Origin of the sequence: Cupriavidus sp. BIC8F (genome assembly GCF_032465815.1) — a bacterium.
Lineage (GTDB): Bacteria > Pseudomonadota > Gammaproteobacteria > Burkholderiales > Burkholderiaceae > Cupriavidus > Cupriavidus necator.
Window position 1 is genome coordinate 102,218 of record NZ_CP136098.1, and the last position, 22,224, is coordinate 124,441.

General features: G+C 59.6%; 24 protein-coding genes and 1 pseudogene. 7 read left to right on the forward strand and 18 right to left on the reverse strand.

What is annotated here, in order from left to right; genetic code table 11:
- Positions 1–33: 33 nt before the first annotated feature.
- On the reverse strand, positions 34–1,023 hold the full coding sequence (locus tag RS901_RS38390) for a hypothetical protein (RefSeq protein WP_316157865.1): 990 nt from the start codon (positions 1,021–1,023) through the stop codon (positions 34–36).
- A 241-nt stretch (positions 1,024–1,264) separates the two neighbouring features.
- On the opposite strand from RS901_RS38390, the gene RS901_RS38395 reads away from it, so the two are divergent.
- From RS901_RS38395 to RS901_RS38405, 3 genes are all read left to right on the forward strand, one after another.
- Positions 1,265–1,825, forward strand: a complete 561-nt coding sequence (locus tag RS901_RS38395; RefSeq protein WP_316157866.1) for a DNA-binding protein — start codon at positions 1,265–1,267, stop codon at positions 1,823–1,825.
- Between the two features lie 114 nt (positions 1,826–1,939).
- Entirely contained in the window at positions 1,940–3,205 is a 1,266-nt protein-coding gene (locus RS901_RS38400) for an IS256 family transposase (RefSeq protein WP_316154236.1), read from the forward strand.
- A gap of 77 nt (positions 3,206–3,282) precedes the next feature.
- Positions 3,283–3,783 (forward strand): hypothetical protein, encoded by a 501-nt coding sequence (locus RS901_RS38405; protein WP_316157867.1) that lies wholly within the window; start codon positions 3,283–3,285, stop codon positions 3,781–3,783.
- On the opposite strand, the gene RS901_RS38410 is transcribed toward RS901_RS38405, so the two are convergent.
- The 7 genes from RS901_RS38410 to RS901_RS38440 all read right to left on the reverse strand — a co-directional run bounded on the left by RS901_RS38410 (position 3,761) and on the right by RS901_RS38440 (position 8,990).
- Positions 3,761–4,309, reverse strand: a complete 549-nt coding sequence (locus tag RS901_RS38410) for a hypothetical protein (protein ID WP_316157868.1) — start codon at positions 4,307–4,309, stop codon at positions 3,761–3,763. The two genes, RS901_RS38405 and RS901_RS38410, sit on opposite strands and share 23 nt — an antisense overlap.
- A gap of 31 nt (positions 4,310–4,340) precedes the next feature.
- Complete coding sequence (locus RS901_RS38415) at positions 4,341–4,574, reverse strand: hypothetical protein (protein WP_316157869.1); 234 nt, start codon at positions 4,572–4,574, stop codon at positions 4,341–4,343.
- Between the two features lie 47 nt (positions 4,575–4,621).
- Entirely contained in the window at positions 4,622–5,647 is a 1,026-nt protein-coding gene (locus RS901_RS38420) for an IS1595 family transposase (protein ID WP_316157870.1), read from the reverse strand.
- Positions 5,637–7,262: a DNA cytosine methyltransferase gene (locus RS901_RS38425; protein WP_316157871.1), complete on the reverse strand. Its 1,626-nt coding sequence runs from the start codon at positions 7,260–7,262 to the stop codon at positions 5,637–5,639. The genes RS901_RS38420 and RS901_RS38425 overlap by 11 nt, the downstream gene beginning before the upstream one ends.
- A gap of 16 nt (positions 7,263–7,278) precedes the next feature.
- Positions 7,279–7,773 carry a hypothetical protein gene (locus RS901_RS38430; RefSeq protein ID WP_316157872.1) on the reverse strand — a complete coding sequence of 165 codons (495 nt, stop codon included), beginning with the start codon at positions 7,771–7,773 and terminating at the stop codon, positions 7,279–7,281.
- Between the two features lie 495 nt (positions 7,774–8,268).
- The gene (locus RS901_RS38435) at positions 8,269–8,712 is read right to left on the reverse strand and encodes a plasmid fertility inhibition factor family protein (protein ID WP_410054275.1); all 444 of its coding nucleotides are present in this window, start codon (positions 8,710–8,712) and stop codon (positions 8,269–8,271) included.
- Positions 8,713–8,717: 5 nt separating this feature from the next.
- A complete protein-coding gene (locus tag RS901_RS38440; protein ID WP_316157874.1) occupies positions 8,718–8,990 on the reverse strand; it encodes a hypothetical protein in 273 nt (90 codons plus the stop codon).
- 234 nt (positions 8,991–9,224) lie between these two features.
- Between RS901_RS38440 and RS901_RS38445 the strand changes: the two genes are divergently transcribed.
- Genes RS901_RS38445 through RS901_RS38455 form a run of 3 tightly spaced genes read left to right on the forward strand, consistent with a single transcriptional unit; the run spans position 9,225 to position 10,881 of the window.
- Positions 9,225–9,626: a hypothetical protein gene (locus tag RS901_RS38445; protein WP_316157875.1), complete on the forward strand. Its 402-nt coding sequence runs from the start codon at positions 9,225–9,227 to the stop codon at positions 9,624–9,626.
- 14 nt (positions 9,627–9,640) lie between these two features.
- The gene (locus RS901_RS38450; RefSeq protein WP_316157876.1) at positions 9,641–10,132 is read left to right on the forward strand and encodes a hypothetical protein; all 492 of its coding nucleotides are present in this window, start codon (positions 9,641–9,643) and stop codon (positions 10,130–10,132) included.
- 14 nt (positions 10,133–10,146) lie between these two features.
- Entirely contained in the window at positions 10,147–10,881 is a 735-nt protein-coding gene (locus RS901_RS38455) for a hypothetical protein (RefSeq protein ID WP_316157877.1), read from the forward strand.
- Positions 10,882–11,500: 619 nt separating this feature from the next.
- Here the strand turns inward: RS901_RS38455 and RS901_RS38460 are convergent.
- Positions 11,501–11,773 carry a hypothetical protein gene (locus RS901_RS38460; RefSeq protein WP_316157878.1) on the reverse strand — a complete coding sequence of 91 codons (273 nt, stop codon included), beginning with the start codon at positions 11,771–11,773 and terminating at the stop codon, positions 11,501–11,503.
- A gap of 650 nt (positions 11,774–12,423) precedes the next feature.
- Positions 12,424–13,134, reverse strand: a complete 711-nt coding sequence (locus RS901_RS38465) for a hypothetical protein (RefSeq protein WP_316157879.1) — start codon at positions 13,132–13,134, stop codon at positions 12,424–12,426.
- 132 nt (positions 13,135–13,266) lie between these two features.
- Between RS901_RS38465 and RS901_RS38470 the strand changes: the two genes are divergently transcribed.
- Positions 13,267–14,583: a DUF2188 domain-containing protein gene (locus RS901_RS38470; protein ID WP_316157880.1), complete on the forward strand. Its 1,317-nt coding sequence runs from the start codon at positions 13,267–13,269 to the stop codon at positions 14,581–14,583.
- 121 nt (positions 14,584–14,704) lie between these two features.
- Here RS901_RS38470 and RS901_RS38475 read toward each other — a convergent pair whose 3' ends face one another.
- From RS901_RS38475 to RS901_RS38510, 8 genes and pseudogenes are all read right to left on the reverse strand, one after another.
- The gene (locus tag RS901_RS38475) at positions 14,705–15,664 is read right to left on the reverse strand and encodes an AAA family ATPase (protein WP_316157881.1); all 960 of its coding nucleotides are present in this window, start codon (positions 15,662–15,664) and stop codon (positions 14,705–14,707) included.
- A gap of 297 nt (positions 15,665–15,961) precedes the next feature.
- Positions 15,962–16,753: a hypothetical protein gene (locus RS901_RS38480; protein WP_316157882.1), complete on the reverse strand. Its 792-nt coding sequence runs from the start codon at positions 16,751–16,753 to the stop codon at positions 15,962–15,964.
- 18 nt (positions 16,754–16,771) lie between these two features.
- A complete protein-coding gene (locus RS901_RS38485; RefSeq protein ID WP_316157883.1) occupies positions 16,772–17,467 on the reverse strand; it encodes an ankyrin repeat domain-containing protein in 696 nt (231 codons plus the stop codon).
- A gap of 50 nt (positions 17,468–17,517) precedes the next feature.
- On the reverse strand, positions 17,518–18,744 hold the full coding sequence (locus RS901_RS38490; protein ID WP_410054274.1) for a GNAT family N-acetyltransferase: 1,227 nt from the start codon (positions 18,742–18,744) through the stop codon (positions 17,518–17,520).
- Positions 18,653–19,978: pseudogene (locus RS901_RS38495) on the reverse strand (IS4 family transposase). Before RS901_RS38495 ends, RS901_RS38490 begins: the two are co-directional and overlap by 92 nt.
- A 212-nt stretch (positions 19,979–20,190) precedes the next feature.
- Positions 20,191–21,624, reverse strand: a complete 1,434-nt coding sequence (locus tag RS901_RS38500; protein ID WP_316157885.1) for a DNA topoisomerase — start codon at positions 21,622–21,624, stop codon at positions 20,191–20,193.
- Positions 21,624–21,926 carry a hypothetical protein gene (locus RS901_RS38505; protein WP_316157886.1) on the reverse strand — a complete coding sequence of 101 codons (303 nt, stop codon included), beginning with the start codon at positions 21,924–21,926 and terminating at the stop codon, positions 21,624–21,626. The genes RS901_RS38500 and RS901_RS38505 overlap by 1 nt, the downstream gene beginning before the upstream one ends.
- Positions 21,927–21,936: 10 nt before the next feature.
- On the reverse strand, positions 21,937–22,224 hold the full coding sequence (locus tag RS901_RS38510) for a hypothetical protein (RefSeq protein ID WP_316157887.1): 288 nt from the start codon (positions 22,222–22,224) through the stop codon (positions 21,937–21,939).

Sequence of the window (22,224 nt, forward strand, 5' to 3'; positions counted from 1 at the left end):
TCCGTCAGCTTAGTGTGTTTGGTTTCGTACGGATCAACCCCTGCAGAGATCCTCAACGTCGAACATCTCGTCGTCGTGGTCGAGCTGCGTAGCAGGCTTGGCGCTAGTCACCTTCGCGTCCTTCTTCCTGTGCTTTTGGCGTTCGCCCTCGATCTTTTGACGCGCATCGAGCAATGCCTTCAAACTGGCTGCGGGCAGCGTAATCGTCTTACCTTCCAACTCGGCGTCGTTGTTCTCAAGAACGGTCGAAAGCTCAGAAAGCTGTTGCTTCGACAGGCGGTTGTAGAAGGTGTCGAGGGATGCAACTACGTCATCGACGGTGGTTCGGGAGAAGGCTCGCCCCAGCACCGCGGTTTTGGTGATCTTCTTCTGTCCGCCGATCTTTTCGACCATGGCGCGGAGGATCTCAAGGGCTCGCTTCACGCCGTACTTCTGGATGGCTGCTACAGCGGCATCCGTGCCGACCTTTTCCGCTGCCAGCAGGCCCTGCAGTTCCAAAGGGGATTCGGCGAGCACGATCATCTGTTGGACGTGAGTGTCCGACTTGCCGTTACGCTCGCAGATTCGCTGAATCGACCATCCGCAGCGCCGCAGGCGCAGGTAGATGTGCCCGAGTTCCAGCCCATTAAAGCCCCGACCCTGATTGGACGTGAGCATGTGGGCAATGCGTTCGTCCTCCGAGCCGCGAAACTGCCGAGCGTCAAGGTACAGCTGGTCATGGCCTTCGTCCATAAGCTCGATGGCGGCGGTCGTGCGGCACTCGCCGTCGACCAGAAAGATCTCGCCGTCATCGACTTCAACGTCAATCGGTGGGAAAGCCGCTGTGCCAGCAGTCCGCATGGAGACCTTCATGGCGTCGATGTGGGCACGCAGGCCGCTGTTCTTGATCCGGCCATTGTGTCCTGGCCGAACCTTCACGATGCGCGGATCGAGCTTGAAGATCGTCTGCTTGCTGACGCCGTCCATCAGCTTGCTCTCTGCCATCGCCTTCAAGGAAGGCAGCGGCTTATTCGTGTTGGTCATCTGATTCTCCCGTGAAGACGGCCAGCAGGCCGAGCGCATGTGCAGCGGAAGCTGCATGGGCAGTATAACTTACGTATCGTTACTACGCTATCAGAAATGAACATAAGTAGCACTATGTCAAGAATGAACAGACTGAAGTAACATCTATAACGTATTACGGCGTATAATTACGCTATCGACGACACGCGCGGCGAGTGTCGTATTCGCAACCTTCCAGCCCTCAGCACCGGGAATATCAGCCATGAACCCTGTCGATTCCACGGAAACACAGCTCTCCGAACTGGTCCTGCGCATCAAAGAGCGCTTCCCAGGCCGCGCCGGCTACCGCGACCAGATTCGGGAGCTAGCAAGAGACCTATTTTTCACATTCGGCCAGCGGCCAAGCGCCCAGCGGGTCGTCAGCTTGCTGGCGGATAACGGGCGGTCGCCGAGCATGAGCACGGCTCAGGAAGAGATCAACGGCTTCTGGGAGAACCTGCGGAAAACAGCCCGGATCCGAATCCAGCGTCCAGATGTGCCCGAAGTCCTGCTGGACCATTTCGGCCAGTTGGCCTCTGACGTCTGGCAAAGCGCGGTAGCGCAGTCTGAGGCAACGACCCAAGAGGTGCGGGAGGAAGCCGTCCGCGAGGTGCTGGCCATCACCGAGCAACGAGATCTGGCACAAGCCCAATGCAACGAAGTCGTGGCACGCAACACAACACTCTCAAGAGAGATTGAGTTGCTCCAGCAAAAGGTTGCGGAGTTGGATCAGGCGGTCGCCGCGGAGAGAGCTAGGCGGTTCGCAGCAGAGGCAAGGAGCTAAAGTCGAAAGTGGTGTACGGCGGGGGATTTGAGGCGCGGAGTCGAGGGCGGTGGAGCTTTTCGCTGAGAATCTGATTGTCGAGATCGGAAACCAGCACAAAAAAAGTCCACCACCATGAGCAAGGATAAGGGTAAAGAAGCAGTCGGTCTATCGGAAATCGGGCTTGGGCTCGAGGAGTTGATCAGGCGCGGGGCCCGGCGGGTCATCCAGGAGGCGATCGAAGTGGAACTGGCAGAGCTGCTTGAGCAGTTCAGTAACGTCAAGACGTTGAGCGGGCAGCGCGCCGTGGTTCGCAATGGCTACCTCCCGGAGCGGGAGGTGCTGACGGGCGCCGGACCGATTGCCGTGAAGGTGCCCAAGGTGCGCGACCGGTCCGGTTCCGGCGTGAAGTTCAACTCGGCGATCGTGCCGCCGTATGTGAGGAAGTCGCCGCGGGTGAGTGCGGCGCTGCCCTGGCTGTACCTGAAGGGAGTCTCGACAGGCGACATGAGCGAGGCGCTGTCGGTGCTGCTGGGCGAGGATGCCAAAGGGCTATCGGCCAACGTGGTGAGCCGATTGAAGGCGCAGTGGGCAGACGAGCATGCGAGTTGGAATCAGCGTGATTTGTCAGCGGCGCGGTATGTGTATTGGTGGGTGGACGGCATCCATACGGGTCTGCGCAGCGAAGGCTCGGACGGGCAATGCCTGCTGGTGATCATCGGCGTTACGCCCGACGGCAGGAAGGAGCGCGTGGCGATCGGTGACGGCTATCGGGAATCGAAGGCATCGTGGGTGGAAGTCCTGCTGGACCTGAAATCCCGCGGCTTGCAGGCTGGCCCGCTGGCGGCGGTCGGCGATGGCGCCATGGGATTCTGGGCTGCCCTGGAAGAGGTGTTCCCGGCCACGCGTACCCAGCGTTGCTGGTTCCACAAGATGGGCAATGTCCTGAACGCCTTGCCAAAATCCCAGCATGGCCGCGCCAAGGCAGATCTGCAGGCGATTTGGATGGCAGCCACCAGGGCCGATGCCGATGCCGCCTTCGATCGCTTTGTAACGATCTACGGCGCCAAGTATCCCAAGGCCACCGGCGTGCTCACCAAAGATCGAGACAGCCTGCTGACGTTCTACGACTTCCCGGCCGAGCACTGGCAGCACATCCGCACGACCAATGCGATTGAATCAACCTTCGCGACCGTGCGTCACCGCACGACGCGCACGCGCAATTGCGTGTCCCGAGCGACCTTCCTTGGCCTGGCCTTCAAGCTGATCGAGGAAGCCGAGAAAACCTGGCGCCGCATCAACGGTGCCGAACACATCGAACTGCTCTTGAAGGGCGTTCCCTTCAAGGACGGAACTCCGGCGCATGACAATCCGCCGGTTCAGCAGAAACTCGCCGCCTGACAGCCGGCCACGATCAGCCCTCGTACACCAGATTTGACAATATCTCAGAGGCAAGCGCTGGCGAGTGGAAGGCCGAGTTGGAGAACACCCTGCAAATACGCCGGCAGGAGGCCGAGTTGGCGGCGCAAGCCCTAAATGGGGTCCAACAACAGGTCGCGCAGCTGATGAGTGAACAGCGCCGGCTGTTGACGGTAGCGGATGACTTCAAACAAGCCGCCCTACGGGACAGAGTCGCCCGCGAGGGGGCGGAAAGCCGCTTGACCGAAGCGAAAAACCGTTGTGACGCACTTCTGGCGGCCAAGGAGTCGGCCGAGGGCCAGCAACAGCGCTTTGCTGGACAGATCGAGCAACTGCAGCGAGATCTTGCTAAGGCGCGAAGCGACAGGGACAGCGTGCTGCAAACAACTGCAGTGGAGATTGCCACGCTCCGATCAAAGATCACAGAGATTGAAACCGCATATCAGCGCCAGACCTTACTGCTGCGCCGGCACGCCGTCGCACGGAATAAGGCAATCCAACGGGCCTGGCGCTTTCGACGCAGCCTCAGGCCCGTGTCTACGAGAGATCAGCCCCGGTAAGCCGGGGGGATAGCTTGCGGTCGTCGTGCAGCTTGCGATCCACGAACGCTTCCCGCACGAAAGTCCGGAAAGCCCCCTCGACGTCGTCCAGCGATAGATCGCTCAAGGCCTTCGTGGAGGTCTTTCGGGCACTGCGGTCAAACTCATTCCAGGTTTCGAAGCGGACAGCGCCATCCCCGTCCGCGGCGATACTCAGGGTATGGGTATTTGTCTCTCCTGAGAATCCATGGCCGAACCGGCTTCGGTCCTCAATACGTTCGCCGTGCTTTGCGACAAAGGCGATGGAAACGTCTGCGCGGTGAACGTTAACGTCGCGCTCATATCGGCAGAAGTAGCCCTCGTGCTCAATGCAATCCGCCTGTTCACGGAGATAGCGGTAGACGCCAGTGTCTTCGAAAGTAGCACGCGCGCGCGCAACCATATTCGCACGCCCCTCCGCGTGTCGTTGCTCCATAGCATGCCACTCGCGAGCCTCACGTGCCTCCATGTCCCGGAATTCGGCGGAAATGCCTTTGAAATCATTCATACATGTATGTGGTAAAAGCGGTCAGGGAAACTTACATCCGCAGCCTGGTGGACTTGGGAAGCGTATCGAAGGCGTTGTAGTCATCTGGAATGGCTGGTCGCGTCTCGGCAAGCAGTCGTTCCTTCGCGCTGCGGACAGCAGGCGAGTCAGTCGGTGCCGGGGCTGGGAGTGCGGCAGTGTTGGTCGCGGCCATCACGACAGCGCAGCCGTCGCGATAGCGGATCTCCACGGCCTGACCGAGTTTCGGCATCTCGCGCAGCGACACGGCCTGATGGAGGACGCCCGTGACATCATCAATCCGTGCTTATCCGGTTAGCTCCCAGACCCACTAGATGTAGTGGGTAGCGATTTTTTGGCATAGAGCTCGGCATAGGTCGGCGCGGTGACGTCACCAGCGATGCCGAGCAGGGAGCGAAACGCGTTGAAGGGATAGAAACGGCGGTTGAAGCGGAAAGTGAATTCGTTGAGATAGGCTTGTAGGTGCTGCGGGCTGACACCGTGCTGAATACCGCGCAGCCAGGTCTTGAGATTGGAGAACACAAGGTGAATGATCGGCAGGAAGGTTTCGGCCACTTGCATGTCACCGCGCTGCGCGATGGCGATATGGCCATAGCCGCGCTCGCCCAGCTTGGCATAACCGCTCCAGTCGTCGGTGATGATGGTTGCGCCGGATGCAACGGTACGCTCGATGAATCCGTCCAGCGACCGGGCACTTCGGTCAGGAACCAGAGCGAGCCGAACTCGTCCGGCATACCGTGCGCTCTTGCGTTTGTTGCGGCTGCCGGCAAGCTTGCGTTGCCGAACCTCGACAGCGCCGGCCACAAGAACCATGTCGTGCACGCCCCTGCCTTTGCCGCGAGTACGCCCACCGACGTAGGCCTCATCGGCCTCGACGTGTTCCTCAGGCTTGCCACCGATCCGATCCTGGTCGGGGCGCACCATGCCGGCGCGCAACTTGTGGAGTATCTGGAAGGCGGTCTCGTAACGCGACAGGCCGAGTTGGCGCTGGAACTGAACGGCCGACATGCCAGGCGTCTGACTGGCGACCAGATACGCCGCCCAGAACCAAACCGACAGCGGTGTGTGCGTGCGCTCCATGACGGTGCCAGCAGTGAGGCTCGTGTCGCGTGTGCAATGGCGACAACGGAAAACGCCGGGGCGCTTGGCAAAGCGATACGGCTCACCAAGCAAGCCACAGTGGTCACAAATGAACCCATCGCTCCATCGAGCGCGCTCAAGGTAGGCCATGCATGCCGCTTCGTCTGGAAACATCCGCTGAAACTCCGGCAGCGAGCCTGGAAACGGCAGATCGCCTCGGTCAAGCACGTCAATAACCATGGTTGCCCCGGGTTGGCACAGATGCCCAACATACTATCGGTAGAAGGCTTGGGAGACAACCGGATAAGCACGCATCAATCTTCTGCACGACCAGATCTTCGCGTACAGCGACAATCGGGCCGACATAGCGGCTGTCGCCAGGCTCCGCGCGCCGCAGGTCGGCGACAACATGCGCCGCCAGTTGAGCGACATCCTGGTCCACTCCAAGTTGGTTCTGGAAGCCCTGAGCAATCCGGTCGCGCATCTCGACTTCGGGGCGTCCGGCGAAGCGGTTGACGGAGTTGCCGATGTGGTGCCCCACGTCGGCGAATTTCTCGTAGATGACCGATTGGCCGAGCATCTCGTGTTTCAAGGTCTCTGACGCGTCACCAAGCAGGTGCTCGGGCACCTGCTTGAAGCGCGCGTGCTCGACCGAGGTGAACTGACGCATCAGCGACGGGTTATCCGGATGCCGCAGCTTCGGATCAGTCGAGCGGACTTTGGCGTAGCCTTTTGTGATGGTCCCAACGGACTCTTCTTCAGCCGTGTAGACCTGCATCTTGAAGTTCTTGCCTGCGGCCAAGTCGCGCGCCTCCTTTTCAACGAGGCCTTTCATGGTTCCCCAGCGAGCGTCCTCTGGTGGGATGTCTTCGAGCAGATCCCCAATCACCTGGCGCATCGCCTTCGGCGGCATCAGCTGCTCGAAATCGAAATCGATCCCCTGCGTGACGGCAACCATGCACCACCGGTCACGACCCTCGATGGCGCCCCACTCCTTTCCATTCAGAATGCGTTCGTGTGTGGTGTAACCCAGATCGCGGAGCTGAGAGCGGAGAATACTGGCCGAGGCCGTATTCGCGTAGGTCGGCACATTCTCGATAGTCACAATTGCCGGAGCAGCTTTGTTGAGGATCACAAGAGCCGCGACGACTAAGTGACCCACCTCCGGATGCGCCTCCGGATGTTTGAGCCCGCGCTTGGCCGTGCCCGCGCGGCTCGCTCCCGAGCAAGGGATACCGGCCTCCAGGATTTCCACCTTCGGGACGTGGGCCAGGCCTCGATCATCGAATGCCAGCTCCTGCATGGGTGCGGCCAGGGGAACGGTATCGTCTGACCAGGCATCATTAAACTCAGACGCGTGCTCAAGCAACTCGGGACGGATCTCGTTCGCGAATTCGAGCTTCGCCTTGAGCCCTGCCCGCTGCAGGCCTGCATGGATGGCATGCGACATGATGCCGCCGCCGTGCGAGAGACTGCCGATGCGCAAGGGCTCGCCATTCTCCATGCGCGATCTCAGGCGCTGCAGACGCTCTTGCTTCTTCAGCTCGGATGCCAGCGGCAGCAGGTAGATCTGGCCGTCCTTGACCACCATCCGGATCGCAGCCATGCCATCGAACGCAGCCAGCAGTTGGTTGCTGTTCAGGTCGATCACGGGCATCGTGCGGGATCGAATCTGCTTCGGGGTCACAGTACGCGTCCCGTCCTTGCTCAGCGTGAGCACCACGCTCTTTCCCTTCACTTCAACCTCATAACTCTGCCCCGGCGCGAAGCCGGCGCGCTCCAGCTCGAGTCCCTGAAGCCAAACACGCGGCTTGCCGCGGTTGGCACCAATTGTCTTGATGAAATAGCCGTCCATGGGTGTTTTTGGTGGGTCAGTGGATCTTTTCGTACCGGCTGATGGACTCGGCGTTGCTACCGAGAATTCGTTCCGTGGCGAACTTGAGAGACTCCAGGCGAGCAGCACTTGACGATCCCGACCAGACCTTCCGCGGCATAGACCGCGTCAGGCGACGGACCGCTTTGACCAGCGCTTCTTCGCTGTCGAACTGGCGACCATGAAGATCACCGAGGCCTGCTTCCGATCCCGCTGCGCAGACGGTTGCCGTAGCTGGCCAAGAGGGCATGTCTCCGGGGTGTTCGCCTTCGTCTCTGTCGTAAGCCATCATCGCTGCCAGGTAGACATTGGCTTGGGACGGCTCGACCAAGGCGAGACGTCGGGAGGAAGCGGGACCCACGCCGCCATTCCAGGCAAGTGGGCCGTAGTAGACGTCAGGGTCTGACGAGTTGGCGTCGCAGATTTCAAATGTGAAGCTGTCAACGTCCGTCAGGAAGAATCCCGCACCGAGTTCCACGTACTTGCTACTCATGTGGGACTCCCACGTTGTTGCGTTCTCCGATACGCTGCAACGTTCGGCCAGGTGCGTGGGCAGGCGTGGGAGGAATAGAGGTTAGCCAAGACGCCACTTGTTGGACCATACCAGCTGGTCTCTCGATCACTGATGGCTTCACAGACCGTTCCAACATCCCCCTGCTCTGCAGATGGAGCGACAGGCGGCTGTACTCTTCTACGGTGTAGCCAACAGCATGAGCAGCTCGCTCGACCAGCGAGTAGTCGTCCGGGTGCATAAGCAACTCGAGCCTCCGCTTCATCGATGGGGCCGACTGGCCCGGCATCGGAGCCTCGGCCAACCATCGGGATGCGGCCACGCGCAGGTATTCCTCGATTGAGATCCCAACGTTCTGCGCTGCTCTTTCGAGCCTCGCATAGTCGTCGGCATGCAGATCCAGCTCAAGTCGCCGGCTCAGGGTTATGGGGGCATTCTGTTCGGACATATAGGCTCCCGATGACCAGCGGTATGCGGCTACGCGCAGACCTCGCGCAGGAGCGCGGCCTGACTTGCGTGTACCTGGATGGGAAGAGAGTTCACCCCGGCATCGATCAGATACCGGGTGCGATGCCTTCCGTTGATGAACGAGACGACGGGCGCGGGAGGCTTGGGCCGGAGCGACCACCAGGGGCGTGGGAATTGCTGCATGTGAATGCCAGCGCGGGGGACATTGATCGCCCCTCCTCTTTCATCGAGAAATGCTACGATGCCAGCCCGTTTTGAACTGGGCCAATGTCCTACGGGACCAACGATGTAGCTGTCGCGCTCCCAGCAGGAAAGTAGCTTTCCCACGTTCACCGGGATGACAGGCCACTCGACCAGGTCTTCAATGTCGGGCTTGAACAGGACAGCCCTCACCGGGATTCGAGGCGCGTGGAGAGCCACTCGCCAGCATGAAGGGGAAATCTGGCTGAGCATGATGGTCACGAATTCAGCGCGGATTGAGACGTGACAAAGCGCGGGATGACGGTTAGACCCCCCATCTCATAACGCTCGAAGACTGCTCCCCGCAGCCTGGATGCGCGCTCCAGCTCGAGAAAGCCAGCCATGAGGTGCGCATCTGCCAGGCTGTCGGCGCTCTCAGTCGTGATCGTCGCCGTCACGTTCCCGTGGCGGTCATAGCTGATGACCTTGACGCAACCACCAAGCAACTCGGCCTCTGCTGAGCTGGATACTTCGATGTCCAGTCGTTTCATGACGACTCCAAAAAAAAGAAGCCCCAAAGCCGAGGGTTTCGTCGCTTTGGGGCGTAGGTGGCAGCGAGGCAGAGCCAATCGGGTCAATTCATGGTCTGGGGAGGGAGAGCCGCCAAAAACAGTGCGTGAAAACGCGAAACCCTACGGAGAACAACGGCGAACGTGGGGGAACGAATGCGCTATAATCTTCCGTAGTGATGCTACGATACATAAAACACAAACTGGAGTCAAGAAATGCGAATCATGTTGCCGGACCCCGAAACGCGTGAGGTAGTGGAAGCGCTCATCGCTCTCGACCCGAAGCTCGGCCCCAAGCTCAGCGGCTTCGTCTACGAGACGCATTCCCGTGCCGAGATCTTGCGGCGGACCGACCTGGTGCATCGAGTCACAACGTCGACAGCGCGCGCGCTCCTCGCTGCAAAGATCGTGATGCCGTCTGGCGACGCCAAGCTGCAGGCCGAGACCGAGAAGTCGCTTTCGGATGTACGACATGCCCCCGCCCTGCGAGACCTCGCGCTCTCCATCGTCAAGGCGGAAGTGGACACCGAAGACGACGCGTTCCGGGATAGGAAGAGCATTCCGGACGCAGTCTTCAACAGGAGACTCGCGCACATCCGCGAGTTTCTCGCTCATTGAGTCGGAGATCGCCCATGCGTGCATTGCAACGGCTGCAGCAAAAGGTCCTCGCCGAGGATCAACACCTTGTTCGCAACTTTGACCTGACACCTCGCGCACTACGACTTCATGACAAGCTAAAGCAGGCATATCTTGGTGCCAGCGTCGTGGCGCTTAGCGGCGCAGTCGCCTTCGGCGTTGGGAGCAACGACTATGATCCCGCAAAGCTGTACGTGGGCAATGTGGCAGAGAGCTGGCAAACGCAGCGAAGCCTTTACGACACGCACCTGAAGCTACTGGCGGCGGAAGAGCGGGCACAAGACATCAAGATTGAAATGCTCAATGCGTCAACGGCGAAGGAAGTAGACGGGCTGCGCAAGGAGTACAAGCAGGAGCGCACAAAAATCGAAGCTTTGAGGCTCGACTATCAGATCCTGACCACCGGCCAAGATCCGGTGAAAGTCCAGCAGATCGCGCGCGAGGCCGATGCTGACTTTGGCCCGCGCGCGTCGCGGCCTCGCATCTAGTCACCAGGTACAGAATGCTTCCTCCCCGCTCTGTTCACCTCTACACGTCGCCCAATGGAGATCTCGCCGGGGAGATCTCTACGACAGCGCCGGTCGACAAGTACATCGGTGCAATGCGAATTCTGCAGGCCCGCACCGGTAAGGCTCCGCGGGCCGCTCTCGAAAACACGTTTCCCCTGGTGCTTACGTCCGACGACGCGGTTTTGTCAACGGCTCGGATCAGCGGGATTCCGCACGGGCAACGCCTGGACCACGAGCCGGTGGTGCAGAGTTACCGAGAGCAGATCTTGTTCCTGCAGCGCGGGGATCTCGTCATGATCCAGGTGGAGAACGAAGATGGATACCGCCGCCTGCATATTGGGGTGACTTTCGACGTAACCCCCCGAATCCTGCTATCCCCGGACCCGATCACAATGCTGTCACCGTGGACCCAGCCGATTGCAGACGCTGACGCCCTTCAGCTGGTGGAAGTGGCACTGCAGCGGGAGCTGACGCAGGCTGAACAGTTCTTTGCCGCGGTGGCCATGCCGCATACCTGGCAGAGATGCGGTGGGGGTCCGGTGGCTGCAGTATCGAATCCGGGTAGGGAGGAAGCAGAGCAATGCCGCGTATTCGCGGTACTGTTCACGCAGCCCAATGAGAAGCTACGGCAACTCGCAGCAGTAGCCCCCGCCTGGGAAGTCGCGCTGGACGGCGAAGTCCAGCTCTCGCCGCCGTCAGTTCCCAGCGCCGCTAGGCTGAGGGTGTAGAGGTAGGGGTACGGTGGTGGCTAGATTTCTGGGCCATCTGGCCCTCAAGGTCTGCCACTGCCGTCTGAACCCGCTTGAAGGTGGCGGCGTCATGCTTGGTGCCCTTGGACTCCGGAAGAGTCGGGCAGCTGGGGTAGTTCTAGAAGATGGGGTAGCAACCTCCCGTGCAGACTGTTTATCGCTCTTGCGATGACAGCCGCCATGCGGGAATACCGTAATCGAAACTATCGAACCACTCCCGGAGTGCGTCAGCGACAATGCTTGGATCGCAGGTGGCGGCATCCGGAACGCATGCCCGAATGAGACCTTCGACGTCAAAGCGCTGTTCCGCGCGAGCCCGCCAGGCATCGCGGTTGCGGACGAGGATAGTGAGGTGCTGGTCGCGGATCGGAATGTAACGCATGGCGAAGACAGGGAATGGAGTCCCGTATTGACGGCCGCCTCCCCAAATATCTTGAGGAGCCACGCCCAGTGACCAGAGAGTGCGCCGACCGTGAGGTCTTGGCTCGGTATTGGCGGGGATGCACGGCAGTCCAGCTAATGCCGGTTTTCCAGTCCAGCGAAAGCGCACGTAGTCCGGCTAATTCCGGTTTCCTGCAGCAACCGGAGCACACCTGTATTAGACGAATGTAATGTTCTGAGGGCGTTGCTCGATCTGATCCAGCGTGACATGCTCAATCGCCAGGCCGTTACGAGGAAAGGCGGAAAAAGCCATTTCGATCTCGCTCCAGTCTGGCCTCGCTTTGACGTCGTGAGGAAGCACAGAGAACAGCACGATATTGTCCGCATCACCTCGCTCCAAGAAGCGGCGCTTACGGTCCAGCTCGGCGCTCTCCGTCGTTTCCGTGACGATGAGCCCGTATGTTTTTTCCGTATTGCGAAATGTCTTCATCAGGTGTCCTTTTTTAGCCAGTCACGATATATCGGTCTCTCGATACCATTGTTTACCCCTCTAAAGGGGCCCCCTTTTGCCGGAGCATCGATCCTGGCTCTATCGATACGCGCCGAGACAGGGTGAACGACGGTCAGGGAAGCTTTCTTAGCTTTCGCAGTTCCTTCTCCAACGCCTCGACAGCCCAGTCTTGGCATACCCTGGCGCGAGCAGAGTTCGCGTCGCATGTCCAAGACTTCACCGCGTCCGTGCTGCAGGGACGATGCGTGTGCTTTGTGATCAGCTGAGCTGCTTCCGCCTGTGATCCCGCAAGCGCGCACAACTCACGCATGCGCTCCCGGTTCCGGGGATCACTCTTCAGCGAGGGGCCCTCTGAGGCCTGGGGCACATCGTCAGTGGGCGGGTCGAAGGACCTCGCCTGGATGCATAGCTCATGTGCCTCGCGCAACGGCGCTAGCGCTTTCCCGATGGGATCCTTGTCGCGATCGCTAATGAGAGCGCTCTCGGCTTGCCCGATCAAGTCCCCCAATCTCGTCAGCACCTCCAGGAACGTCTGTCGGTTTGGCTTGCGTTCGATCTCGATACGGCCGCCTGTCTTACTTCGAGTCAAGAATTGCCCCCTTCCTCCATCGCTTACCGGAAAGAAATCACTATCGCCTGTCGGACTTATCGGTGCCCCTAAGCACTCCTATAGTCGGTAGCCCCTTACTATCGAAGCCGAAAGTGACGGTAAAAGCCGCTGCTGACAGAAGAGCCAAAAGCTCGCTACTGTTGGTTTGCGATCCAATATCTCTCAATTCAAGCGCGGGAGCCCTCACAATAGGCTTAACACCGCCTTCGCCGCTTGCGTCGGCGACGGTCAGCCCCACGGAAAACGCTTCACCGACGTTAAGCAGATCGACGGATATTTCCAACTCGTGCGGGCCATTCGTTGACACTGAATAAGCATTTCCGTCGGGGCCGGAAAGTTCATGTTCGAAAATAGTGCCAGATTCCAAACATTGGATTCTCACCGGAAGTGAAGATAGCGGCTTATTGCCAATGTTGCGAAACGTGATGCTGTACGAGTCGAGTCGTTTCACTGGGCGTCCATCATAGCTAATAGCTAGCTTCCCATGCCCGCTCTGAACGATATTGCGACCAGTGGTTGTAAAACCGAGCCATCGCTTTTCGCGCTTGTAGTGAGTGAAAATCTGCCCAAGAATCCATGCGGCCAAACTCCCTGTAAGCCCGCCGACAACAAACTGGTTCTGCCTAAGAAATTCCCACATTAATCCCTCGTCTAGTCGATTCCGCTGCTTGGTCATGTCCTGCGCCCATCCCAGGGCGCTCGTCACGAGCACATATTCTGCGGTGTACATGTACCCATGTCAACCAGCGGCAAGTGCTCAGGCGGGAAGAAGCGCGACGACAGCCTGGCACACCCGTGCGTCCGAGCGACCTCGACGTTGTAACTGCGATATGATTGACCGAACAAAACTGCACTGCTACATATGGCGACGTTCCCAAGGCCGGAGTATTCCCGCACGCAAGTGAAGCGTGCGGGTGCCACGCTGATCGACGAGACCGCGACCAAGGAGGATCAGGAAGCTGCATTTGTGGTGCTTACGAACTGGCGCGCATGCCATGGCTATCCGGTCAACACATTTCAGGCGACGCTTCGGACCCGATTAAAGAGACTTGGCCTCAACGCGCTGGTCGCACAACGATTGAAGCGAACCCCGTCTATTCTTGGAAAGTTGCAACGCAACCCTTCCATGGACCTTTCTCGAATGCAAGACATCGGAGGGCTTCGAGCGGTTTTACCCGACATCAAGGCGGTACGGGCGCTTCGTGACAACTATGTGGCAGGAACCTTCACGCACGAGCTTGCGGGAACAGATGACTACATTGCTGCGCCGAAGGCATCCGGCTATAGGGGCATACATCTTGTCTTCAAGTACAACAATCCTGCCGTGCCCGAATATAACGGCCTACGCGTGGAATTGCAGTTTCGGACCACGCTTCAACATGCCTGGGCAACCGCAGTCGAGACTATTGGCACCTTCCTGGGCCAAGCTCTCAAATCAAGCGAAGGTGAAGACCGGTGGCTTGATTTTTTCGCGCTGACCGCATCAGCCTTCGCTTATCTTGAGGCTTCGCCATTGGTTCCCGGCTATGAGCACATGGACGAAGAGAGCACCTTTCGCGAGGTCTCTGAGCGAGCTGACCATCTCGAAGTCAGAGAGCGCCTGCGCGCCTTCGCAGTTGCGGCGAACAAAATAGCGACCGACAACAAGCCAGGCAACTACCACCTCATCGTCTTGGATTCCACGCAACGTACGGTGACAATTAAGTCTTTCGGAAAGAAGCGCTTGGATGAAGCCAATGCTGCATATGCAGAAACGGAGAGAAGGATCGACTCCGGCGAATCAATTCAAGCGGTACTCGTATCAGCAGGAAATATAGACTCGCTGCGCAAGGCATATCCTAACTACTTTCTCGACACTAAAGCATTCATTAGCTTGCTGGACAGAATTCATCGACGCGCCATTGAGAAGGCATTTCCGGGCATCAAGTTTTATAGGGCTCCTGACGTTCATGTGTTTCCTTCTGGAAGCGGCTGGCTGGCGCGGGCTTCCGGCTTCGAAACCAAAACGTTCCCGACAAAATCTGAAGCCATCGATGAAGGGACTTCAATGGCACTGCGCATGCGGACTGAGCTTCTGATACATGACACAGAGGGCAAGCTCCGTGAACGACGGTCATATGCGGTTATCAGAGAATCGGCAGAGGAAACCAGCAAGAACCAGAAAAACAAAAAGGCGTGAGCGCCGCGCCTGTTGGAACCGAGTCGCGCTTTACCCGTCGTTGGCCAAAGCGCGCACAGGCCGGACATTGCTGTCGGGAGGAGCCGCGAGGCAATGTCCTTGTATCCGCGCGCAACCGAATCTACAGCTTGGGACGTGGGCTGACTACCTTTTCCTCAGGAGTGGCCGCGGCAAGCAGCCCGGAGCGGTCAATCTTGCCCTTGGAATACCTGTATTGAAGGCATTGCCAGGCGCCGTCCTTGAGAGCTTCGGTGGCGAGAAGCTGCCGGTCGTGCAGGATGTAATCACCTCTGGCGTTGACCTGTAGGACGTGGTGATCTGTATGCGCCAGCACCAGCCCCATGTAGTCAGCTCCGTTGAACGCCTCGGCCTGTCGCGGCGCCGAAGGCGGCTCTTCTCCGCGGTCCGCTGCCCGCTCGACCATCACGCTGAGCAAATGGGAGCGAGATGCAACGCGCTCGCGCCATGGCGTCTCCAGCGCTTTGGTCGCCCATGACGTATCGCGCTCCTCATACGAAAAAAACTCGACCCGACCTTCGAGCTTTCTCGCGACGAGAACGTGGGGAGCATTCGTTGCCGAGTTGTCGTGCACCAGGGCAGCATCTGCCTGTTCAACCGCGCAGGCCAGCAAACCGTGCGCGCGCCAATACCTGTCTCGCACGGCATCCGGCTCAACGGCATGCCCGCCAAGAGCGACGCGGTTTGCGACACGCCCCACATTGATCTCAGGATCTTTGGTAGATACGAAGATAAGTGCGACCTCATAACCCTTGGCCTTCGCCTGGGTCAGCAGCGCGACTTTCTCCGGTGTGGACATGACGGTTTCGAACGCAAAGTCGGTTCCCGCTTCCAACGCTGCCAAGCGGCGTTGCTCTGCGATCTGTGCGGCTCGGATGTTGCGTTCCCGATAGTCTGCGATCTCGCCCTCTAGGGTCTTGGCGATATCGTCGGCATTGATGTATGCCTCGGGAGGAAGGCCGTAGTCCTCGACGGCCTCCATGACGGTGGTGCTTTTGCCGGAGCCATTAGGGCCGGCGAAGCAAATTACTGTGGACTCGTTATTGTTTTCGGCGTCGGTCATGCAACTCGTAGCGTCTTGCGCCTCGGTTTTGCTGGGGTGGGAGCCTCAACGATTACCGTAGTCGCAGGACGAGTGCTAGGCTTGATGTTCGGATCGCCAGCCGGGGTAAGCCCCGCCGCGCGCGTCCTCGCAACTGCCTTCTCGACACCGTGGCCAGCAACGCTTTGGAAGCGTTCGCTCATGATGTAGCGGGTCAGTTTCGAAGCCATTTCATTCTCCATGTCGCCTATGGGTTTCATTATAGGCCTGTCGTGCTGAGCACGCTCGCGGAATCCTATCGTCGGCGTGCTTCCAGCCTTACATTTTCATCCTCCTTTGTCGGCTTTGTGGCAGATCTCCTTGCTCGACCGATACTGCCTCCGCCTTGCCTGCTGCAATTGTGCGGTCAAAGACATATACCAGCCCTCGATGGTACGGGCTAACGGCTCCGCCGCTATGCGCCGCATCCAGGGCGGCCCCTACTGACGAGGCAGTCTCCCAAGGCGACTGCCCGAAACTCGCCAGCCAGCTCAGATGCTTTGTTTCACGCCAGAACCGGATCAGCTGAGCCTGGGTCGCGCCCGCCTTGACCAGACCGGAGATCCGCTCCTGCTGGCTGCTAAAGCCCCCTTCGATGGCGCGATCCTTGAAGCCATCCCACTTTCCGAGGGCGGCCTCCGTGGACAGCGGTCGGACGCCGGCCAGCTGCTGCTCCAGCGTCTCCGCGGCATCACGAAGCGCTTGCGTGGCACTGCGCTCGATCAGCTCGCAGAGATGACCAACGATGTCATTTGCCGTGAGTTCGGGCGGGAGGCCAGGATAGGCCTTCGAGTATGTGTCGAGAATCCGATCATACGAGACATGCATGAGCTCGATTGTTGGCGTGTCATCCTGCGCTGTCGGATCCTGAGACAGGAACGTACCAGCCGCCTCTAGTCGGGAAATCACGCGCGCGGCCTTGCCACAAGGATGGGGAGGTTTCTCGTCCCATCCGCCTGTGTAGTTCATGAGATCCCTCAGGGCTCCTGCCAACTCCGAGTATGTTGGCAGGCCGACGTCTTTGGGATGCGCATCGGCGTCCGCGATGCCTGCGGTCGTAGCTGGGTTCATATGCTCTATCTCACTAGGTCACATGCGGTGTGCGGGAGGCGTGGAATGGGTTACTTGAGCGGGCGCATCCGACCCGGATCGAAATCGAGCCAACGCCGAATTCGTCAGCGCGGCGGCGCGCTCGCGCAGCCAGGCGTCTGCCGACTTGGCAAATCCGAAAGTCCGGGTGATCAGGTCCGACGGCGTCACGCCGCTGTCGCTCGTCGCCTCGGGATCCGCGCCGGCCATGACCAGCGCTTTTGAGCTTTCCACGCTGCGGGTAGCCGCAAAGTGCAGCGGGGTGTGCCCATACACATCTCGCGCGTCGATCTCGGCCCCGAAATCGATCAGCGCCTTGAGCACTTCCTCGTTGTTGTTCATCGCTGCCTCGTGGAGTGCCGTCGCACCTTTCCGCAGGCCTGGATACTCCTTTTCCATCCGGGCGCTCGTGGTCGCGCCGGCATCGATGAGCATATGCACGCTCTTGGCGTCTCGCGCCATATGCAGAAGGGGCATGCCATCCACCACGGCCCGCACGTTGGCCCCATTGTCGATGAGATGCTGCGCCAGGATATGATCCTGATTGAGAATCGCGTACGCTAGGATCGGCGTCCCACGCCACAGCGAGCTTTTCACGTTCGCATCAGATCCGCCCTCCTCCATCAGTCGGAGGATCTCGCCGCGGTCCCCTTCGATTGCCGCTTCGAACAGCTTGTCTTTCGTGCTCTTGAACACTCTCTACTCCAGTCAAGGCGCGGTCCTCGCGCCCGTCGTTGCAACGGACCTTATGCCTTCATGCGCGGGCGCTGAACCACCTGTTCGCGCTCGAGGTCGTACCGATCCCCTGTGACAATGTCCATGGGTTGCGCATCCGCGCCGAAGGCTGACCGCATCTCCGCGAACTGCTCAGCAGTCGGCTTCCGACCGGTGTTGATGGCACGGTATTGGGCGAGGAAGTCGGATAGTTCAGCTTCCCGGACCTTCGCGCTCAGCGCGATATCGAACGACTTTCCAGCAAACTTCCAAAGGTCGAGGACAGGCTGCGGGGGCACTTGCCGATTGCTGAGCCACCGGACAACACCGGCTTCCACCTGGGCCTTCGATTCGAAGCCATCGAGGACTCGTTGCGCCTCCTTGGCGTCATTCGGAATCCTTGGCGAAAGGTACTTTTGGATGTACTCCGTCCGCACTTCCGGGATATCGCCGTCAAGAAGTCGCGTCACGGTATGGGACCTGCCATAGTCTGGACACGTCCACGACTCGCCGACTTTCAGACTCCGAATCCGCTCGATGTCTTCTTGCGAGTAGCCCGCATCGGTAGTGAAGTCCCGTTCCAGCTGCACCTTTTCGCCAGGCTGCTCGAAGCTGGCGTCCCACCGCGCCGAGAACAGCTTCATCGTTAGCGGCTCCAGCTGTAGTGCGCCGACCTGGACGGCGTCCCTTCTCATCGGATCGTGTTGGGTGTCCATTTTCATTCCCGTGGTGGTTGTGATGAGTTGCTTGACGGCGCTCTTGCCAGCGATTTCCTGCTCTAGCTCCTCGATGCGGTCGTGCAGCGTATTGAGTCGGTCGAAGTCGGTGGGATCGCCGCGCGTGGCCGCATTGATAAGTGCATCACGCTCGCTCCGGGCAAGCTCCAACTCCGCTCCGGCCTCAACGACAGCTCGATCAGGCACCGACACCATCGGAAGACCGCGCCGCCAAGCGGCCCCCTCTTCAGTGAGCATCCCGAACTCGATTTCCCGCCCGGGATACTCTTCTTGGAGTGCTTGAGCCAGTACAGTGCCGATCCCTCGCCGCCGATGCCCTTTGCTCACCTCGATAAAGGAGATCTTCGGGACGCCCTGGAAGCAGGAGTAATCAAGATGTCCGGCACATACGTCGCCCATGCGTGCTTCAAGCCATTTCCTTATACGGAAGTCATGACTCTTCCCGCAGTGCTTGAATGGTGAGGGCGGCGTCCATGGTTCTCTGCATGCCGATCCAAATCGTCTTTGCGCCGGGCTCGGCATCGCTCTTGCGCCCAAGGAACCCACCCAGGGAAGCAACCAGCCGAATCATCTGATTGAGTGTGACCGGTGTCTTCGGGCGAGCTTTCTTGGCAAGCACGTATGCTCCCGAATTTCGTCAGCGTCGAAGAACACGGACGCATCCAGATCCGGGCAGGTTCTGCCCAATCGCATCAGCGGGCAATGCGCCACGCCACCACCATATACAACGCCAAGGCCCGCTCCACACGATCCATCTGCGATAGCTGTAGCGCTTCGACCTTGCAGCCAGTCTTCAGGACATGGAAGAACATCTCAATCTCCCACCTGGCCCGATACCATTCAACCAGCTCGATGACGGCATCGGCATCCTGTGCTTCACGGTTCGTCACCAATCGCCAAACCACTGGCTTGACGCCCGCGGGCGCTTCGATCTCCCTTGCCTCTACACAGGTGATCTCCGCGCCGACCAGACCCGGCAGCTTCACACGTTGGGAGCGTAGCTCCTGTTTGACCTCGCGCGCCTTCTGGCCTGCACGCCCCGGCAAGATAAAGGTGATTTCCCCGAGTACCGGGCTGGCGCCGACGCTATCCCACAACTTGCCGCCCTCAGCAAGGTTGCGGTTGTGTTGGCTGCGGATCAGCCAGTCGGCTGGTTGGCCAAGTTCCTGGGCGCGCGCCATCAATTCGGCAATATCACCCTCGCGGTCCGTCACATACACCAGTCGTGTCCTGGGCAATGGCGCGGCTTGTTCCGCAACGCGTTCATACCCTTCTATCCAGCGTACGCTTTCCTTGATCCCGCCGCGGTTGCCGTCGGCGTCCTTCGGTTCCCGAGCCCACATCCAAGCATCGATCACCCCAAGCGGTTCCCGGTCTGGCGTCACCGCGTAGGTCGGATGGAGATACATGCCCCGCTGGGCTTCGTAGCTCAGCGGCCCCAACCCTCCATCTCCTGGCCATTAAAGTTCAACTCGGTCGAATCAGCGATGCACAGCACTACCGGAAACTGCGCAGCTCTGTCCGCCGTGCGTTCCCAATGCGGCTGCATCACGTCCCGCCAATCGATCTGCTCATTGCCGAGAAACCGATATGCCCCAACGGTTTGCGACCAGTCGTCGCATGCGCCGGGGATGCTCGCCGTGGGCAGGGCCGCAAACCGCTTGAGCAATTCCTTGGCGCGCCGATCCCGCCGCGGATCACCAAGATCCAGACTCTCAAATTCCTCGTCCACCCATGCCCCCGACTCGTTGCTCATTGCTGCGCGAAAATTCGAGAGTAAACGCGAGTCTGGCGAAGTTAACAACCCCTTACCTCGAAATTTCGCAGCCTCAGGCTACATGCTCGGCTGCCGAGGCGGTCCTACTTCTGTATAAGGGAATGGCTTCAAGCGTGTAGTCGTCCTGGCCGTGGTGCGCGCCGCGGTGGATAGCGCGAATCTGCAGCACTGATTTCGCCATGGTTCGCGACTCAGGAATGGCGCATACGGGATGCCGCCCGATCCGCCGGCGAATCCTCTGCCTTGGCGTCTTCGTCATGCTGCTCGTCAACAGCCCTCCAGCCTTGCACGGTCATCAGCTTCCACGAGGACGCGAATACATCCGCGCCATAGTCGGCTTCCAGCTTGTTGTCGATGAACTTGTGCTTCGGATAGAACTGCGCCATGTAACGACGCGCCACTGAGTCGAATACCTGCTGCTCTTGCTTCGAGAGCCCAGTTGCAATTTCCCCCGTCGGTATGATCGCGTGGTGCGCAGAAACCTTGGCGTCGTTCCAGCATGCGTACTTGATGCTCGGACTGCTACCGCTCGCGAGTTTGGTATAGATTTGGGAGACCCCCTTGAGGACGCTCGGGGCCTCAGCGTGCATGGACTCTGGGAGGAACTGGCAATCGGTCCCCACGTATGAAACCATCTTGCGGTTCTGATAGAGCGATTGGGTCGCGGCGGACGTTTCCTTGGCCGACATGCCGTGCTTCGCCGACATTTCCGACTGCAGCTTCGCCAGGTTGAATGGCAATGGAGGGGCTTGCTCCTTCTCGATGGAGTCGTAGCGGCTAACGACACCATCCAGACCCGCCTGGATCGCGCTCACGATGGCTTCTGCCACGGCCCTATCGATAATGCGCCCCTCGTCGTCAATGCCACGCATGTCGCCGCCCTCCTTGCGTCCGGACCATGACAGAACGCGACCGTCTGGCAAAGTGATCTCGGGGAAGTAGTACGCGACCGGTTTAAATTTTCGGATCTCCATCTCGCGCCGCACCACGAGTGCGAGCGTTGGCGTCTGCACACGACCTACGGAAAGTGATTTTTTCAGGCTGGCATTAACGGCTGCTCGCACAGCGCGCGAGCCATTCATGCCCACCAGCCAGTCCGCCTTGGCGCGGGCCTCGCCAGCCTGGCGTTGCAAAACGAACTGGCTTTCTCCGTTCTTCCGAACCGCGCTCTGCGCAAAAGCGCCGGCCAGGGAGGCGTGATTCAGCGCCTTGATCAGGACGCGCTCCACAGGCTTTCCACTACCGCTGGGGTCGACCCCTGCATAGCGAAGCGTCTTGTCCGCGATGTACTGCCCCTGTCGGTCGATATCGCCGGCATTGACCACAATGTCGGCTCGCTTGATGAGAGATGCCAGGTGGCGCAGCTGATCCCGTTTCTGGGCGTCAGGGAAGTCCTTGAAATTGGCCGGCAGAATGGGCAGCTGCGCGAAGCCACGTAGCGCCTTCTGCGACTCGCTCATGTAGTCTTCCGGCTTCCCCTGGGCGAACATGTCGCCGATCATCCAGGTCACGGCGTCGCCATTCTTGAGCCAGTACGCCCCTGCTTCGCGTTTCTGGTAGCCGAAAAACTCGGCAACGTGCAGTGCGACGTCAGGCTTCTCCGTCAGATAGACGCGCATGGTCATCACCACTGCGTTGCGCCAAGCAGCCGAACTGCCTCGCAGAATTGCAGAAAGTTCGTGTGCGACTCTTCGTCGCGGAATACAACCTCCGCGGCGTCGGCATCGACCGTGGCCACGCCTTGGAAGGTGGGTGCCCCGTCGCTACCGTCCTCTGTCAACGACCACGTCATTTCCGGCTCGCTGTTCTTGAGACGCAGCTGAGCAAAGACGCCTGGCTGCAACCACATCTGCGGATGCGTACCCATTTCTGCGAGGGGGATCCCGAGAAGATTCGCGATGCCGTTGTACGTTTCAGTGATCTTCATCGCCGTCTCCTTACATGCGCGGGCGCGGTGCTCGCTCACCGTCTTGCACCTGCCCCGCGTTGGCCTCGACCTTGTCCGTGTGCCGAAAATGCTCGTCTTTCACTGTGGCGAGCCACTCAGGGCCCAACTGGTTGCGGATCGCCTGCAGATGGCCCGGATATGCAGCACGAACCCAACCGGCGAGCAGCTTCGATTTCCACCTGGAGCCCGATTCTTCGCGGAACCGCGACAGCTCTTCCAACTGACCTGCCTCGAGCTGATGGAGGGGGTTCGATGCCTTTGCCTCAACAGTGCTCAT